The sequence below is a fragment of the Burkholderia sp. IT-111MI5 genome, assembly GCF_949752865.1.
In the GTDB taxonomy this organism is placed as follows: domain Bacteria; phylum Pseudomonadota; class Gammaproteobacteria; order Burkholderiales; family Burkholderiaceae; genus Burkholderia; species Burkholderia pyrrocinia_C.
This window is the reverse complement of the sequence record NZ_CATKIF010000013.1, coordinates 100235-114744: the sequence shown is the minus strand read 5'-3', so window position 1 is coordinate 114744 and position 14510 is coordinate 100235. Positions and strand designations below refer to the sequence as shown.

The 14510-nt window shown below is 61.2% G+C and carries 18 protein-coding genes, 1 tRNA gene and 1 pseudogene; 1 reads left to right on the top strand and 19 read right to left on the bottom strand.

Going from position 1 to position 14510, the window contains the following annotated elements; translation table 11 throughout:
• From ACM6JT_RS15775 to ACM6JT_RS15710, 14 genes and pseudogenes are all read right to left on the bottom strand, one after another.
• Positions 1-951: hypothetical protein (locus ACM6JT_RS15775; RefSeq protein WP_414856805.1), on the bottom strand; the 951-nt coding region annotated here is incomplete at its 3' end.
• Positions 952-1060: 109 nt separating this feature from the next.
• Positions 1061-2446, bottom strand: coding sequence for a DUF3987 domain-containing protein (locus ACM6JT_RS15770; RefSeq protein ID WP_414856804.1), 1386 nt, complete (start codon positions 2444-2446; stop codon positions 1061-1063).
• Positions 2446-2811 (bottom strand): hypothetical protein, encoded by a 366-nt coding sequence (locus tag ACM6JT_RS15765; RefSeq protein WP_414856803.1) that lies wholly within the window; start codon positions 2809-2811, stop codon positions 2446-2448. The genes ACM6JT_RS15770 and ACM6JT_RS15765 overlap by 1 nt, the downstream gene beginning before the upstream one ends.
• A 10-nt stretch (positions 2812-2821) precedes the next feature.
• Positions 2822-3181: a hypothetical protein gene (locus ACM6JT_RS15760; RefSeq protein WP_414856802.1), complete on the bottom strand. Its 360-nt coding sequence runs from the start codon at positions 3179-3181 to the stop codon at positions 2822-2824.
• Positions 3182-3294: 113 nt separating this feature from the next.
• On the bottom strand, positions 3295-3681 hold the full coding sequence (locus ACM6JT_RS15755) for a hypothetical protein (protein WP_414856801.1): 387 nt from the start codon (positions 3679-3681) through the stop codon (positions 3295-3297).
• Positions 3682-3827: 146 nt separating this feature from the next.
• Positions 3828-4784, bottom strand: coding sequence for a hypothetical protein (locus tag ACM6JT_RS15750; RefSeq protein WP_414856800.1), 957 nt, complete (start codon positions 4782-4784; stop codon positions 3828-3830).
• A gap of 96 nt (positions 4785-4880) precedes the next feature.
• Positions 4881-5321, bottom strand: a pseudogene (locus ACM6JT_RS15745) (IS110 family transposase); the annotation flags it as partial.
• A gap of 100 nt (positions 5322-5421) precedes the next feature.
• Positions 5422-5497: transfer RNA gene (locus ACM6JT_RS15740), tRNA-Thr, on the bottom strand.
• A 19-nt stretch (positions 5498-5516) separates the two neighbouring features.
• Complete coding sequence (locus ACM6JT_RS15735) at positions 5517-6038, bottom strand: ClpXP protease specificity-enhancing factor (protein WP_105391626.1); 522 nt, start codon at positions 6036-6038, stop codon at positions 5517-5519.
• Positions 6039-6109: 71 nt separating this feature from the next.
• A complete protein-coding gene (locus ACM6JT_RS15730; protein WP_006400565.1) occupies positions 6110-6721 on the bottom strand; it encodes a glutathione S-transferase N-terminal domain-containing protein in 612 nt (203 codons plus the stop codon).
• Positions 6722-6815: 94 nt separating this feature from the next.
• Positions 6816-7574, bottom strand: a complete 759-nt coding sequence (locus ACM6JT_RS15725) for a cytochrome c1 (RefSeq protein WP_105391627.1) — start codon at positions 7572-7574, stop codon at positions 6816-6818.
• Positions 7575-7595: 21 nt separating this feature from the next.
• Complete coding sequence (locus ACM6JT_RS15720) at positions 7596-8978, bottom strand: cytochrome b (protein WP_105391628.1); 1383 nt, start codon at positions 8976-8978, stop codon at positions 7596-7598.
• Complete coding sequence (petA, locus tag ACM6JT_RS15715; RefSeq protein ID WP_034183663.1) at positions 8978-9598, bottom strand: ubiquinol-cytochrome c reductase iron-sulfur subunit; 621 nt, start codon at positions 9596-9598, stop codon at positions 8978-8980. Before petA ends, ACM6JT_RS15720 begins: the two co-directional genes overlap by 1 nt.
• Positions 9599-9816: 218 nt before the next feature.
• Positions 9817-10563 (bottom strand): Nif3-like dinuclear metal center hexameric protein, encoded by a 747-nt coding sequence (locus tag ACM6JT_RS15710; RefSeq protein WP_034183662.1) that lies wholly within the window; start codon positions 10561-10563, stop codon positions 9817-9819.
• 21 nt (positions 10564-10584) lie between these two features.
• Between ACM6JT_RS15710 and ACM6JT_RS15705 the strand changes: the two genes are divergently transcribed.
• The gene (locus tag ACM6JT_RS15705; RefSeq protein ID WP_034183661.1) at positions 10585-11790 is read left to right on the top strand and encodes a S1C family serine protease; all 1206 of its coding nucleotides are present in this window, start codon (positions 10585-10587) and stop codon (positions 11788-11790) included.
• 205 nt (positions 11791-11995) lie between these two features.
• Here the strand turns inward: ACM6JT_RS15705 and tatC are convergent, their stop codons facing one another.
• The 5 genes from tatC to ACM6JT_RS15680 form a co-directional block, all read right to left on the bottom strand.
• The gene (tatC, locus tag ACM6JT_RS15700; RefSeq protein WP_034183660.1) at positions 11996-12784 is read right to left on the bottom strand and encodes a twin-arginine translocase subunit TatC; all 789 of its coding nucleotides are present in this window, start codon (positions 12782-12784) and stop codon (positions 11996-11998) included.
• Between the two features lie 41 nt (positions 12785-12825).
• A complete protein-coding gene (gene tatB, locus ACM6JT_RS15695) occupies positions 12826-13356 on the bottom strand; it encodes a Sec-independent protein translocase protein TatB (RefSeq protein ID WP_034183659.1) in 531 nt (176 codons plus the stop codon).
• A gap of 26 nt (positions 13357-13382) precedes the next feature.
• Positions 13383-13613: a Sec-independent protein translocase subunit TatA gene (tatA, locus tag ACM6JT_RS15690; RefSeq protein ID WP_034183658.1), complete on the bottom strand. Its 231-nt coding sequence runs from the start codon at positions 13611-13613 to the stop codon at positions 13383-13385.
• Positions 13614-13707: 94 nt separating this feature from the next.
• Positions 13708-14073 (bottom strand): histidine triad nucleotide-binding protein, encoded by a 366-nt coding sequence (locus tag ACM6JT_RS15685; protein WP_034183657.1) that lies wholly within the window; start codon positions 14071-14073, stop codon positions 13708-13710.
• Between the two features lie 31 nt (positions 14074-14104).
• Complete coding sequence (locus tag ACM6JT_RS15680; protein WP_034183656.1) at positions 14105-14497, bottom strand: DUF4870 family protein; 393 nt, start codon at positions 14495-14497, stop codon at positions 14105-14107.
• Positions 14498-14510 lie beyond the last annotated feature (13 nt).

Genomic DNA, 14510 nt, shown 5'->3' with positions numbered 1-14510 from the left:
CAGGTCTGCATGGTCCTTCAGAGCCATACCGGCCAAACCCGCTTCCACCCGTCTGTCATCGAGCAGTTTGCGCACGGTGGCTGTGTCGAATATCAGCGTCAAATGGAGATGAAACCCGCCGGCCGCCGAGGGCAAAATCGCCCAAACGAACCCGGGCTTGTACGAGAAGAGCGCCAGCTTTCTTCGCATGCGATCGAAGAGCTTGGTGCGGCAATCCCGTAGTGCTTGAAGCTCGGAACGATGATCCCCCTCGACCGCAGGATCACACAGCAGCCGAAGGTGCAAAACAGTCACACTAGAGTGTGGGAGGGGGAACAGGCTATCCAGGTACGCATGCAACCTCATCAGGTTCTCCCGACTACCAAGATTCCAGTTGAATCGCTCCCGGCGCAACAACTTACTGTCGCGCATGGCCTGGCGGAAGCGATCCACCAAATCGTTACAGTTCTTCGCCACGCTGAGCCCCGTGTCATCAACGAGCGCCTTGGAAGCACGCAACAGAGAGCGGCTGATTGGATGCTCTAAAAATAGGTCGCGCAGCAATCGGAGGTGCGGCGGATAGAGCAGGTGTTTTGCCGATGGATGCGTCGCCAGGTAGTCCTTGATAAAAAACAGCAGTGTCACCAGTTGAGTCGCTCCACGGAATGACGGATTCGGGCAAGTTGCTACTGCGATCGTCGGCAACAGGGCATCACGCGGCTGGCCACTGGCATCCCATTCGCGTACGTTTCTCAGGTACGTCTCGCCTTGGACATGAAATGGTGAACACGTTGTTTCCATTGCCGTCCAAACGAAGCTATCAAGCGATACCAGAAGGCCGATCCTGGGACCGTCACAGATCTCGGCACCGCCGCCCGGAGTCACCCGGAAACTCATGCTGCGTTTAATGTGCTGAGCCAATCCGTCGAGGATCTGCGGATCGATGTTGTTGGATAGATTTGGCTTGTTCATTGAAAGAATTTCGGCACGTATGGGCCGTTATTGGAGCCGCACAGTCATGCTGTCCGACCGACAGAAGAAAATGCCCGCCACCGGATCGTGGACGGGCATCCGGAAGGGATCAGATGAGTCCCCACGAGGTCTGCCGAAACGCTGCGGGATGCGCCATCAACTCGACGTTGATGACGCGACGGCCGTTTTCGGTGCGCTGGATGACCTGAGCCAGACCATGCCCACAGATAATCTTGATCACTTCGGCCATCTCCGCCTTGGTCCAACCGAAATTCGGAGCCTGCACTTCGAGGTCGGATTTGCGGTGGACAAGAATCGGCTTCCCGTTCTTGTCCCTCAGGTCGTATAGCCACTCCAGAAAACGCTGCGCACGTTGCTCGGCATCGGACATCAGCTTAGGTGGAAAGACGATGTCCATCCACTGGCCAAGCAGGTACTCCGCCACGACCGTTGCTGCCGACATCATTTCTCGCGTGATAACGCGCCCGTTGCCCTCGTAGAGTTGAAAGAGCGCAGCAAGAACGCTCACACGCTCGTGATAGCGAGCGGCCACGGCAGGAGCTTGGTGAAACACCCCCTGAGCGGACATGGAGTCGATACGCTGCTGCGCCTGCTTCAGCACGTAACCAGCATCCGCGGCCACATCCATCGCAAACAGATTCGCAAGTCCGTTGTTACCGTTCCCCTTGCTCAGCTTTAGCAGTTCGGTGACACGCTCATCCCACTCCCCAAGGGCACCCTCGAACTGCGGATAGCGGCCGATGGCGCTCTTGTCACTCATTGAGTGCGATAGAACCATCCAAACACGCGCCAGGAAGCCGGACCCCAGGCCCTTCTTACGGTACTTTTCCAACCATTCCTCGTAGCGGTCCGGTTGGTGGAGCACGAGAATCGTGAAGCGCGTCACCCCCTTGCTCTGGCGATCGTCGTCCCGCCTCTTGGCCCGCGTGACGACCGGAACAAACCCGTCACGCAGACTGATCTGCAGAGCGAAATCCCGCCCGAAAGGAGTCTCAAAGAATGCGTCACCTTCCTCGTGCCCACAAAATCCGAGCGTGGGCGACTCACGCTTGATACCCTGCGGTGTCGAATCATCGAACTCCCACTGATACGGCCAGTCGCGCATCTCCGCTCTGACCGACTGCATCAGGCGATTGAAGGTCGCTGATTTCCCACTAGCGGGCGCACCAACGACGTGCACGATGACGCTCAGAGGCATGGGATCGCCCTTGCTGTCGCACACATTACACACGCCCTGGCTGACGAAGCTCAAGATGCCAAGTAGATTGCCCAAGGCGATTTCCAGCGGAACGCCGTAATGGTTGTGAAGACCCCAGACAACCTTTTTCAAACGTGGAGGCAACGCCTCTACCGCGTCAAGCACACCGGCAAACCGGTTGAATGCCGGTGGCTGATAGAGGCAAACAGGCTGCTGCGGGACGACGTTTTGCGAGGGCATAAAGCCCCCGCCATACGGTTTGGCGAGGGGGCTCATTACGTGGTCACCTCTTCTTTCGTGCTCGTTTGCGGCGCATTCGTCGATTCGGTGGCGAGCATGTTGTCGGCGCTCGCCACGGCGTCCTTGCCCGGTACCGGTTCGCCCCGGCGCCTAGCTTCAGCTTCCAGGAGTTCGTCGAAGATCACGTTGCTGATCGACACGCCATGGTCATTCAGTTTCTTGATGATCGCGGTTTTCGAAACGTCCGCCTTGAGCTGCTCGGAGATGTCCGGATAGAGTTCCGAGAATAAGGCGAAGCGCTCACGGTCACGCTTGGCCTTGGGTGACTCCAGCGCGCGGATGGCGTTCTTGAGCGATTCAAGGTCGACCTTCGCGGCTTCGGGAGAATTTTGCTTTGCCATAGTCGCCCCCTCACACCATGATCTGTTGATCTGCCACGGCACGGACGCACATCGCCGACCAGAAGAGCGCCGGATTGGCCGAGACCGAATCAAACTTGCCATTAATTCCGCACGTTCCGATTTGACCGTAGGAACGCAGCACGATCACGGCACGGAGCACCGCCATGGTCGTCAGGCCGTAGTTAGGCGCGAACTCCAGAACGGTCTCGATACTGATCACCTCTCTGCCGGTGCCAGAGACGTAGTCATGCAACGCTTGCGCAAGGCGCATCGCCTCGATTCGCCCGCGCGGCACTCCCCTCGCCTTAAGTTTGCGGGCGAAAGCTTCAACATCGTCTGTCGGCATCATCGTGCTCTTCGTAATTTCCATTTGGATTCCTTAATTTTGTAAATTGACATCCATCGAATTCTCATCGACTTCGACTACGTCACAACTTTCCCAGAAGCGGTTCCGCCTCGATCAGCCAAGCTCTGATATTTGCGTCACGGGGCTGATGGGTAGACAGAAGCCATCGTTGTATCGCTTGTAGATTCACCCCCCTCGATCAACGCACGGACAAGATCGGCTCTCCAGTACAGCCGACGATTTGCCGCTTTCCGTGGAATTACATTTAAATAGCAGCCGAAGTTGCAATATGCCTTGCGCAGAGTCTGAGGACGGAGACCAAGGAAATCTGCAGCCTCTTCAGTCGTGAGGTATTCACGCCCGTTCGAAGCTGGGGAAGTGTGTATCGAGGTGTCGTTCCGGGAACGAGCAGATTCGATCTCATCGGAACAGTTGTCGGCGTAGTGGACAACCGGACGCGGCGGCTCAATTACAGGTTGACGGCGATCAGGAATGGTCGCTGGCTTGATGGCGTTCTGGCGCATCTATCGCTCCTAGCAAAGTACGAAACAAGAGGGGTTTCGCGCCGCAAGAGCTGGGTGTAGATCAACTTCATTCGATCTAGATCGTCCCAGATCACTTGCGATCAGCTTGGAGCGAAGCTTACCGATCTCGCCTCGAATATAGAGCCTTATGTCTGGTTATGTTGGTTTATGTATTGCGACTTACGGATTACCCGCATCCGGCTCTGCATGTCGTCGATCGTAAACGACTGAGTCTTACCTTTACGGTTCATCCAATAGACCTCTTGTCCGTCGTCGCTTACCCCCATGAGTGGTATGGGCGGTGGAGCCTGTTTGGCGAGGTTCGCAAGCGCAAATAGCATGGAATGAACATCGTTTCGGTCGCGCGCGGCCTCCCACGCCCTAACGAGAACCTCAGCCAACATCCCGCGAAATCGAGGAGGTTCGTCCGCCCGAGGTTGCACGCGCGCAGAATTCAGAGATGGGACGAGTTCCTGCTCGACTATAGGAAGCACCGACACCAGCGTGTTCGGAATTCGTTGCACCAGGAGAAAGTCGATGAGTTCGTCTGGATCGAAACCGATCAATCGGATCCGCGGAGTCGTCGGCAGATCACGGAACCGCGGGGCAGACGAAGGCTCATGGGCCGACCAGCGCGAACCATTGAACATGGCTTGGCGACGTTGCGCTTCGCGCGCCGAGGACTCCCATTTCGCCATGTCCGCCAGAAGCGCTAGCCCCTCTTCGCGCGCCGCGGTACTCTGCCAATAGGTTTCCCCTCTTCCAGTCGTCACGTCGAACCAGCGCAAGCGGTGACCAGCCGGTGTGTTGGCAATGTTCACGCCAAGTATGTCGGCTGCTCGTGAGGTTCGAAATAGCTGTTTGCGGGAAGTTGCAGCAACTCTTGCTTCAAAGGCGGCAACATCCCCCAGCTCCTTGTCCGCCAGTACAACCTGATCGAGTTCATTATCCGAAATTTGGATGCAATTGGCGACCATCTGTATCGTTTCGGATAAAGACAGAAAATTGCGATAGAGAGACTCTCGCTCCCCCATCCTCTTCCGTTCACCTGCCTCTGCTCTAGCGGCAGCAATGCGTTCTTGTTGCGATTTTGTATCTGTCATGGCCCCGTCGTCGCATTGGAATAATTGGCGGCGCCGGGTCGGCACCGTCATCCACGGATTTTACGTGTGCCAAACTAACAATGAGACGAGCTACGGTCGGCCAGCGAGCGTCTTCTCGCTGGCAGCAGCAAGTGCGCTTGGGGACGGGTAGCGCTCAAGCAGATCGAGCACCGCAGGATGGTCGAGGCGCGGTCCGAGAACTCGCTCGAGCGCCGGATGGATTTGAGTAAGCAAGCCGCGAATGCGGTTGCTGGTCTGCGTGACCTGAGCGGCGAGGTCGTCATCGAAGCCGCACAGCATGGTGAGCTCGGCGAGTTGCTCGTCGGCCAGTCGAAGCGAGCGCAGCGTATGCGGCATCGAGCGAGCGGCTTCGGCGATGATCGCGGCATCGCGGGCATCGGTCTTGGCTTCGCCAGTGTGCAGATCGGCAATGCGGCGCATGGCCAGTCCGGGTAGATAGGCGACGAGTACGCCCTCAGCTCGGGCGACGGCTACAGGAAGTGCACCGATGGTGGAAGGCTGATCGACGACGAATAGCGTGGATCAAGGCAGACCGAAAATGCCTACACAACACCTACACCGAACTCATAAAACAAAAAGCCCAGCCATGTAGGCTGGGCTAAGTGCTTGTTTTATATGGTGCCGGCTGCAGGACTCGAACCCGCCACCTGATGATTACAAATCAACTGCTCTACCAGATGAGCTAAGCCGGCGTAAGCGCGAGATTCTACCTCATTTCACGATCTTGAGGCGAGGTCTGCTGCCGCCTTTCGAGCCGTCGCCGTCGGTTTTCGGCGGTTCGTCGGCACCTTCGGAGGGTTCCTCGTTCGCGCCGCTGTCGGCGACCGGCGTCAGCGTGGCCGAAGACTCGTCGCGCTGCACGTCATCCGCCTGCGCGGCTTCATCGTCGAACGTGCCCGAATCCTCACCTTCGCCCGCGACCGCATCGACCTGGAACGCCATCCCCTGCCCGTTCTCGCGCGCATAGATCGCGAGCACGTTGGCAACCGGAATCTCGATCTTGTGCGCCTTCCCGGAGAACCGGGCAGTGAACTCGATCCACTCGTTGCCCATCTGCAACTGGCTCGTCGCCTCGAAGCTGATGTTGAGCACGATCTCGCCGTCACGCACGAACTGACGCGGCACGCGCGTCGAGTTGTCGACCCTCACCGCGATATGCGGCGTGTAACCGTTATCGGTGCACCACTCGTACAACGCGCGCAGCAGATAAGGCTTCGTTGAAATCTCTTGCATCACAATCCTCGAACCCGGAGCGGGCGCGCGGCACGCCGCGCCGCCCGCTCCGTCTTGCCTTCATTGCATCATCAACGACGCATGACCTTTTCGGACGGCGTCAGTGCTTCGATATAGGCCGGACGGCTGAAGATCCGCTCCGCGTACTTCATCAGCGGCGCAGCGTTCTTCGACAGCTCGATGCCGTAGTGATCCAGACGCCACAGCAGCGGCGCGATCGCGACGTCGAGCATCGAGAACTCCTCGCCGAGCATGTACTTGTTCTTCACGAAGATCGGCGCGAGCTGCGTCAGGCGATCGCGGATCGCGAGGCGTGCCTTCTCGTGATTCTTCTCCGCTGCCTTGCCCTTCTCGTTCTCGAGCGTGCTGACGTGAACGAACAGCTCCTTCTCGAAGTTGAGCAGGAACAGGCGCGCGCGTGCGCGCTGCACGGGGTCGGCCGGCATCAGTTGCGGATGCGGGAAGCGCTCGTCGATGTACTCGTTGATGATGTTCGATTCGTACAGGATCAGGTCGCGCTCGACCAGGATCGGCACCTGACCGTACGGGTTCATCACCGAAATGTCTTCCGGCTTGTTGAACAGGTCGACGTCACGGATTTCGAAGTCCATGCCCTTCTCGAACAGCACCAGCCGGCAACGCTGGGAGAACGGGCAAGTTGTGCCGGAATACAGAACCATCATATTTGCGTTTCCTCAAAAAAGCCGAGGGCCGGCACGCGGCGAAACCCCTTTCACGGGTTCCGCGTTGCGCCGGCCCCACGCCGGTCAGGCGTGTTTACTTGATATCTTTCCAGTACGCGGCATTGAGCCGCCAGGCCAGGAAAGTCAGGACACCGAGAAAGACCAGCACCCACACGCCGAGGCGCTTGCGGGTCTGCTGGGCCGGCTCGGACATCCATGTCATATAGGCCACCAGGTCGGCAACCGCAGCGTCGTAGTCCGGCGACGACAGCGTCCCCGGCGTGACCTGCTGGAAGCCGACGAGCGTGTGGACCTTCTCGCCCGTCTCCTCGTCCGTCTTGTCTTCGAATTTGGCAATGCGCTGCCCCTGCAGTTGCCACAATACATGGGGCATGCCGACGTTCTCGAACACCGCGTTGTTCCAGCCGGTCGGCCGCGTATCGTCACGGTAGAAACTCCGCAGATACGTATACAGCCAGTCGCGGCCGCGCGCGCGCTCCACGACCGACAGGTCGGGCGGCGAGGTGCCGAGCCAGTTCTTCGCGTCTTCGGGCCGCATCGCGACGGACATCGTGTTCCCGACCTTGTCGGTCGTGAACAGGAGATTCGTTTCGATCTCCTTCTGGGATATGCCCAGATCCGTCAGACGGTTGTAGCGCATCAGGTTCGCGCTGTGGCAGTTCAGGCAATAGTTTACAAACAATTGCGCGCCGTGCTGAAGCGAAACGAGATTTTCCGTGTTATCGGGCGCCCGGTCGAGCGGAAAATTACCTTCCGCCCGCACGGCCGGCGCCGCCAGCAGCGCACACGCGGTCGCCCCGATAAGCGCGAGTGTCGAAAGCAGTTTCTTCATGTCGTTCTCTCCTCGCTCACGTTAATGGGGCTTGAAGCGCACCCGCTCCGGCGGCTGCTTGAACGTGCCAAGCGGCGTCCAGACGGGCATGCCGAGGAAGAACGCGAAGTAGATCAGCGCGCAGGCCTGCGCGATCAGCGTCGCAGCCGGCGATGGCGGCCGCGTGCCGAGGAACGCGAGGGTCAGGAACGCCGCGACGAAGATCCCGAGGAACACCTTGTGGAACAGCGGCCGGTAGCGGATCGACTTCACCGGGCTGCGGTCGAGCCACGGCAGGAAGAACAGCGTGATCACCGCCGAGCCCATCACGACGACGCCCCAGAACTTCGACTCCGTCAGGTACATGAACACGACGATCGCCGCGGCCAGCACCGGCAGCCCGGCCTTCCACTTGCCGCGTGCGCGGATCAGCGCAAGCACGCCGAGCACCGCGATCACGATCATCAGCACGAGCTTGAACGGGTCGGTGGTCGCGCGCAGCATCGCGTAGAACGCGGTGAAGTACCAGACCGGCGCGATCTCGGGCGGCGTCTGCAGCGGGTTCGCCGGGACGAAGTTGTTCGCCTCGAGGAAGTAGCCGCCCATCTCCGGCGAGAAGAACACGATCAGCGCGAACACCATCAGGAACACGCACACGCCGAGGAAATCGTGCACCGAGTAGTACGGATGGAACGGAATGCCGTCGAGCGGAATGCCGTTCTCATCCTTCTTCGCCTTGATCTCGATGCCGTCCGGATTATTCGACCCCACTTCGTGCAGCGCGACGAGGTGCGCGATCACGAGGCCGACCAGCACCAGCGGAATCGCGATCACGTGGAACGCGAAGAAGCGGTTCAGCGTGACGTCGGACACGACGTAGTCGCCGCGAATCCACAGCGACAGGTCCGGGCCGACGAACGGGATCGCCGAGAACAGGTTCACGATCACCTGCGCGCCCCAGAACGACATCTGGCCCCACGGCAGCAGATAGCCGAAGAACGCCTCGGCCATCAGGCACAGGAAGATCGCGCAGCCGAAGATCCACACGAGCTCGCGCGGCTTGCGGTACGACCCGTACAGCAGCCCGCGGAACATGTGCAGGTAGACGACCACGAAGAACATCGACGCACCGGTCGAGTGCATGTAGCGAATCAGCCAGCCCCACGGCACCTCGCGCATGATGTACTCGACCGACGCGAACGCGAGCGTCGAGTCGGGCTTGTAGTTCATCGTCAGGAAGATGCCCGTGACGATCTGGTTGACGAGCACGAGCAGCGCGAGGGAGCCGAAGAAGTACCAGAAGTTGAAGTTCTTCGGCGCGTAGTACTCGGAAACGTGCTTCTTCCACGTGGACGTGAGCGGGAAGCGCTGGTCGATCCAGCCGGTGAGACCTGTCGTGGAGACTTCCTTGTTGTCGGCGGCCATCACGCTTCTCCTTTCTCGTCCTTGCCGATCACGAGGGTCGTCGCCGACGTGAACATGTAGGGCGGGATGTCGAGATTCTGAGGCGCCGGCTTGTTCTTGAACACACGGCCGGCGAGGTCGTAGGTCGAACCGTGGCACGGGCACAGGAAACCGCCCGGCCAGTCGTCCGGCAGGTTCGGCTGCGGCCCCGGCGTGAAGCGTTGGCTAGGCGTGCAGCCGAGGTGCGTACATACGGCCATCACGACGAGAATGTTCTTGCGATCGGTCCGCGCGCGATATTCGTTCGCGCAATACGCGGGCAACGGCATCGAATACGGGGACTTCGTGGTCGGATCGGCCACTTCCTTGTCGGCCTTGACCACGTCGGCCAGCATCGAATCGGTGCGATTCAGGATCCAGACGGGCTTGCCGCGCCACGGCACGGTGACCATCTCGCCGGGCTTCAGGCTGCTGATGTCGACCTCGACCGGTGCACCGGCCGCTTTCGCTTTCGCGGACGGCGCAAGCGACGCCGCGAAAGGTATGACGGTGGCTACGCCTCCCACGCCACCTGCTACGGATGTCGCAATCAGCCAGGTACGGCGGCCGCTGTCGACGCGTTTCTCTTCCTTGTCTCGCATCACACGCCCCACTTCTGAGTTGGATTTTCCGTCACGACTTTCCATTCCGCCGCTAGTTTGCTCGAATGGAGTCGTCATTTACAAGGCCCGGAGATGAAAATCCCTTCGAAGTGTTTGATAGTTAAGGGTTATCCCCCACTATCGGAGCGATTAAATCATTCCTCTTTTAAGCGCCTGCTACATTTCGGAATTTCGATGCGCTGCCGCAAATCCGGCGTTCAGACCGGATTATGAATATCGATAAAAAGGTGTTCGAGATCGAATTCTTCCGACAAGTGGGCGCCAAGCGCCTGGATTCCGTAACGTTCGGTCGCATGGTGCCCTGCCGCAACGAACGCGACACCGCTTTCGGCGGCCGTGTGCGTCACGTATTCGGACACCTCGCCCGTCAGGAACACGTCCGCGCCGGCGTCGATCGCCGCGTCGAAATAGCTCTGCGCAGCACCCGTGCACCACGCGATGCGGCGCAATTGCAGGTCCGGATCGCCGAACACGAGCGGCGTGCGGCCGAGCGTGCGCTCGACCTTCGCGACGAAGTGCTCGAGCGTGACGGGCATCGGCAGCGTCGCCATCCAGCCGAGGTCGCCGTCGCCGAAACGCTGCTCGCCGATCAGCCCGAGCTTCTCGCCGAGCTGCGCGTTGTTGCCGAATTCGGGATGCGCGTCGAGCGGCAGGTGGAACGCGAACAGGTTCAGGTCGTTCGCGAGCAGCAGCTTCAGGCGCTGGTACTTGCGGCCCGTGATCTGCGGCGCCTCATTGCGCCAGAAATAGCCGTGATGGACGAGCACGGCATCTGCCCCCCATTCGAGCGCGGCTTCGAGGAACGCGAGCGACGCCGTCACGCCGGTGGCGATCTTCTCGATCTTGCGGCGCCCTTCGACCTGGAGACCGTTCGGGCAATAGTCCTTGAAGCGCGCGGTTTCAAGGGTATTGTTCAAGTACAATTCAAGTTCGATCCGATCCATATAAACCTCTAATCCATTCAGATGCTTAGACGCTTCTGGCTGTTCTTCGCGCAGGCGGTTACCGTGCTGCTCGCGCTGATGTTCATCGTCGTGACGCTCAAGCCGCAATGGCTGCAACGGCAAGGACAGCTCGGCAAGCAGCTCGCGACGCCGATCGTTGCGCTGCGGGAAGTCGCGCCGGGCATCGGCGGCGCGCCGGCGACCACGTCGTACGCCGAAGCCGCGCAGAAGGCGATGCCGGCCGTCGTCAACGTATTCTCCAGCAAGGACGGCTCGCTGCCGCCCGACCCGCGCGCGAAAGATCCGCTGTTCCGCTACTTCTTCGGCGACCGCAACGCCCGCAAGCAGCAGGACGAACCGGCAGCCAACCTTGGCTCGGGCGTTATCGTGAGCCCTGAAGGTTACATTCTAACGAACCAGCACGTCGTGGACGGCGCCGACCAGATCGAGGTCGCGCTCGCCGACGGGCGCACGGCCACGGCGAAGGTGATCGGCAGCGATCCTGAGACCGACCTCGCCGTGCTGAAGATCAACATGACGAACCTGCCGACGATCACGCTCGGCCGCTCCGACCAGTCGCGGGTCGGCGACGTCGTGCTCGCGATCGGCAACCCGTTCGGAGTCGGCCAGACGGTTACGATGGGGATCATCAGCGCGCTCGGCCGCAACCACCTCGGCATCAACACGTTCGAGAACTTCATCCAGACCGACGCACCGATCAACCCCGGCAACTCGGGCGGCGCGCTGGTCGACGTGAACGGCAACCTGCTCGGCATCAACACGGCGATCTACTCGCGCTCGGGCGGCTCGCTCGGCATCGGCTTCGCGATTCCGGTATCGACTGCGCGCACCGTGCTCGAAAGCATCATCACGACGGGTTCGGTCACGCGCGGCTGGATCGGCGTCGAGCCGCAGGACGTCACGCCGGAGATCGCCGAGTCGTTCGGGCTCCAGCAGAAATCGGGCGCGATCGTCGCGGGCGTGCTGCAGGGCGGCCCGGCCGACAAGGCCGGTATCAAGCCGGGCGACATCCTGGTCACGGTCAACGGCGAGGAAATCACCGATACGACGAAGCTGCTGAACGTCGTCGCGCAGATCAAGCCGGGCACGCCGACCAAGGTGCACGTCGTGCGCAAGGGCAAGGAGTTCGACGTGAACGTCGTGATCGGCAAGCGCCCGCCGCCGCCGAAGCAGGCGCTCGACGAACAGGACAGTGATACCGAATGACGTTCGGCGGGCGGCGCGTCGACGCGTGCCGCCCGCCAACGGAAATGAAAAAAGGGCAGCCGGTGGCTGCCCTTTTGCTTTGCATCGAAGACCTTGTTGCCGCGGACATGGCTTCAACGCCCGCTTTCCCGCCCACAACGCCACCGGGCCGCACAGGCATGGCCGGAAGAAGGCCATCCGCCGCGCGCTGCCCGGCGCACCGTCGTCAACTCGCGGCTTCGCCGTTCTCCGCCTCGCCCTCTTCGGCCCGCTTTTTCGGTACGAAGAACCGCGCGGCCAGGATCCCGGCCTCGTACAGCACGATCAGCGGCAGCGCGAGCATCAGTTGCGAGAACACGTCCGGCGGTGTGACGACCGCGGCGACGACGAACGCGCCGACGATCACGTACGGCCGGATCTCCTTCAGCTTCTTCACCGTCAGCACGCCCATCCGGACGAGCAGCACGACGACGATCGGCACCTCGAACGTGACCCCGAACGCGATGAACATCCCGAGCACGAAGCTCAGATAGTTGTCGATGTCGGTCGTCATCTCGGCGCCGAGCGGCGCGTTGTAGTGCGCCATCACGCGGAAGATCGTCGGGAACACGAAGAAGTACGCGAACGCCATCCCGCACAGGAACAGGAAGTAGCTGCTGCCGACGAGCGGCACGACGAGCTTCTTCTCGTGCTGGTACAGCCCCGGCGCGACGAACGCCCAGATCTGGTACAGCACGACCGGCAGCGCGATCACGAGCGCGACGAGCATCGTGACCTTCATCGGCACGAAGAACGAGCCGGTGACGTCGGTGACGATCATCTTGCCGTCCTTCGGCAGGTTCTGCATCAGCGGCCGCGCGAGCAGCTTGAAGATGTCGGGCGCCCAGTAGACGAGCCCGAGGAACACGACGATCACGGCCAGCCCCGCGCGAATGATGCGATCGCGAAGCTCGACGAGATGGGAAATGAAGGTTTCTTCCGGGGCGTCGCCCGGGTTCTGCTGGGGGTCGCTCACACCGGCCCTCGGTAGGATTGACGAGCGAGCATGCGCTCGACTCAGAAGAAGCGCGTCGGCCGGCGCAGGCTGGCCGGCTGGTGGCGCGCGACACGCGCGGCGCCCGACTGCACGTGCGTGCGGCGGGTGATCGCGCGCTTGTACCAGACAGGCGTCGCCGCCTGCTTGACACGCCAATTGCGGCGCTTCGGCGCGAGCGCGGCCGTACTGCCGCGCCACGACGGCGCCGCCGGCGTATCGGAACCGTACGACCCGGCATCGCCGGAAGCGTCGTTAAGACCGCCGACCGCGGAATGCCACGTGTCGTTCAGTTCCTTCTCGTGCTCGCGCAGGTTGTCGTGAATCGTCGTCTCGACATTGCGCGCGGCCGACTCGAAATCGGTCTTCATCGTCCGCAGCGCGTCGAGTTCGATTTCGCGCGAGACCTCGGCCTTCACGTCGTTGATGTACCGCTGCGCGCGGCCGAACAATGCGCCTGCCGTACGCGCGACGCGCGGCAGGCGCTCGGGGCCGAGCACCACGAGCGCGACGACGCCGATCAGCGCCATCTTCGTAAGACCGAGATCCAGCATCGCGAATGTCTGTCAGCGTGCCGGCGTTACGCCTTGTTCGAATCGGAACGCGTCGTTTCCTTCGCGTTGACGTCGACCGAGCCCGAGCGCGGCAGTTGCTGCGCGTCGGCCGGCGTTTCGCCTTCCTTCATGCCGTCCTTGAAGCCCTTAACCGCGCTGCCGAGATCGTTGCCGATGTTGCGCAGCTTCTTCGTACCGAAAACCAGCGCGACGATCAGCAGCACGATCAGCCAGTGCCAAATGCTCAATCCACCCATGATGAAACCTCTCCTCAACCACGCCGCTGCGCGGCGCAAATCGCCGGCGACGCGCCGGCTTCGACTATCGATGCGGGGAAAACGCCCCGCGCCGTCAACCCATCCGATGCCACGGACGCGGGCCGGCCAGGATATGCGCGTGCAGGTGGTAAACCTCCTGCCCGCCGCCGGGGCCCGTGTTGATCACCGTGCGAAAACCGGTTTCGCCTCCCGTATACGCGACGCCGAGCTGGTCGGCGAGGCGCGCGACGAACAACATCAGCCGGCCGAGCATCGGCGCATCGCCGTCGCTCACCGCCGACAGCGTCGGCAGGTGCCGACGCGGAATCACGAGCACGTGCGTCTCGGCCGCCGGGCGGATGTCGCGGAACGCGACGAATTCGTCGTCCTCGTGCACCTTCGTGCTCGGGATCTCGCCTGCCGCGATCTTGCAGAACAGGCAATTCGGATCGTGACTCATGTTGCTCCTGCGAAACGCCCGCCGCGGCCGGTCAGAACCACGCCTGCGGATCGAGCGTCTTGTTGTCGTTCAGGTACAGCCAACCTTTGATGATACGGTACAGCGTCCAAATCCATGTGACAAACATCACTGCGAATCCGACCACCACGAACGCCAGCGCGAACCCGATCACATAGGCGATCAGCGCGCGCCAGAACGTGCGGATCTGCCACTCGAAGTGATCGGCGTACGGCGTGCCGGCCACATCACCGCGCTTCACGTAGTTGATGATGATCGCGATGATGCCCGTGACGCCGCCCGTCAGCCAATGAAACGCATAGAGGCCATAGAGCACGTGAGTCAGCGTGCGCAACCCGTTCAGGCGTTCGGCGTCCGCGGCCCCCGGCACCGACGGCGGCGGAAACTGGCTTGGCGTATCGGTCATGATGCTACCCCCG

Coding starts and splice junctions, on each gene's coding strand:
- ACM6JT_RS15735 (WP_105391626.1), bottom strand. CDS start 6,038: ATGCAAGAGATTTCAACGAAGCCTTATCTGCTGCGCGCGTTGTACGAG.
- petA (WP_034183663.1), bottom strand. CDS start 9,598: ATGCGAGACAAGGAAGAGAAACGCGTCGACAGCGGCCGCCGTACCTGG.
- ACM6JT_RS15720 (WP_105391628.1), bottom strand. CDS start 8,978: ATGGCCGCCGACAACAAGGAAGTCTCCACGACAGGTCTCACCGGCTGG.
- ACM6JT_RS15760 (WP_414856802.1), bottom strand. CDS start 3,181: ATGGAAATTACGAAGAGCACGATGATGCCGACAGACGATGTTGAAGCT.
- ACM6JT_RS15705 (WP_034183661.1), top strand. CDS start 10,585: ATGCTTAGACGCTTCTGGCTGTTCTTCGCGCAGGCGGTTACCGTGCTG.
- ACM6JT_RS15755 (WP_414856801.1), bottom strand. CDS start 3,681: ATGCGCCAGAACGCCATCAAGCCAGCGACCATTCCTGATCGCCGTCAA.
- tatB (WP_034183659.1), bottom strand. CDS start 13,356: ATGCTGGATCTCGGTCTTACGAAGATGGCGCTGATCGGCGTCGTCGCG.
- ACM6JT_RS15750 (WP_414856800.1), bottom strand. CDS start 4,784: ATGACAGATACAAAATCGCAACAAGAACGCATTGCTGCCGCTAGAGCA.
- ACM6JT_RS15725 (WP_105391627.1), bottom strand. CDS start 7,574: ATGAAGAAACTGCTTTCGACACTCGCGCTTATCGGGGCGACCGCGTGT.
- ACM6JT_RS15680 (WP_034183656.1), bottom strand. CDS start 14,497: ATGACCGATACGCCAAGCCAGTTTCCGCCGCCGTCGGTGCCGGGGGCC.
- tatA (WP_034183658.1), bottom strand. CDS start 13,613: ATGGGTGGATTGAGCATTTGGCACTGGCTGATCGTGCTGCTGATCGTC.
- ACM6JT_RS15770 (WP_414856804.1), bottom strand. CDS start 2,446: ATGAGCCCCCTCGCCAAACCGTATGGCGGGGGCTTTATGCCCTCGCAA.
- ACM6JT_RS15710 (WP_034183662.1), bottom strand. CDS start 10,563: ATGGATCGGATCGAACTTGAATTGTACTTGAACAATACCCTTGAAACC.
- ACM6JT_RS15765 (WP_414856803.1), bottom strand. CDS start 2,811: ATGGCAAAGCAAAATTCTCCCGAAGCCGCGAAGGTCGACCTTGAATCG.
- ACM6JT_RS15685 (WP_034183657.1), bottom strand. CDS start 14,073: ATGAGTCACGATCCGAATTGCCTGTTCTGCAAGATCGCGGCAGGCGAG.
- ACM6JT_RS15730 (WP_006400565.1), bottom strand. CDS start 6,721: ATGATGGTTCTGTATTCCGGCACAACTTGCCCGTTCTCCCAGCGTTGC.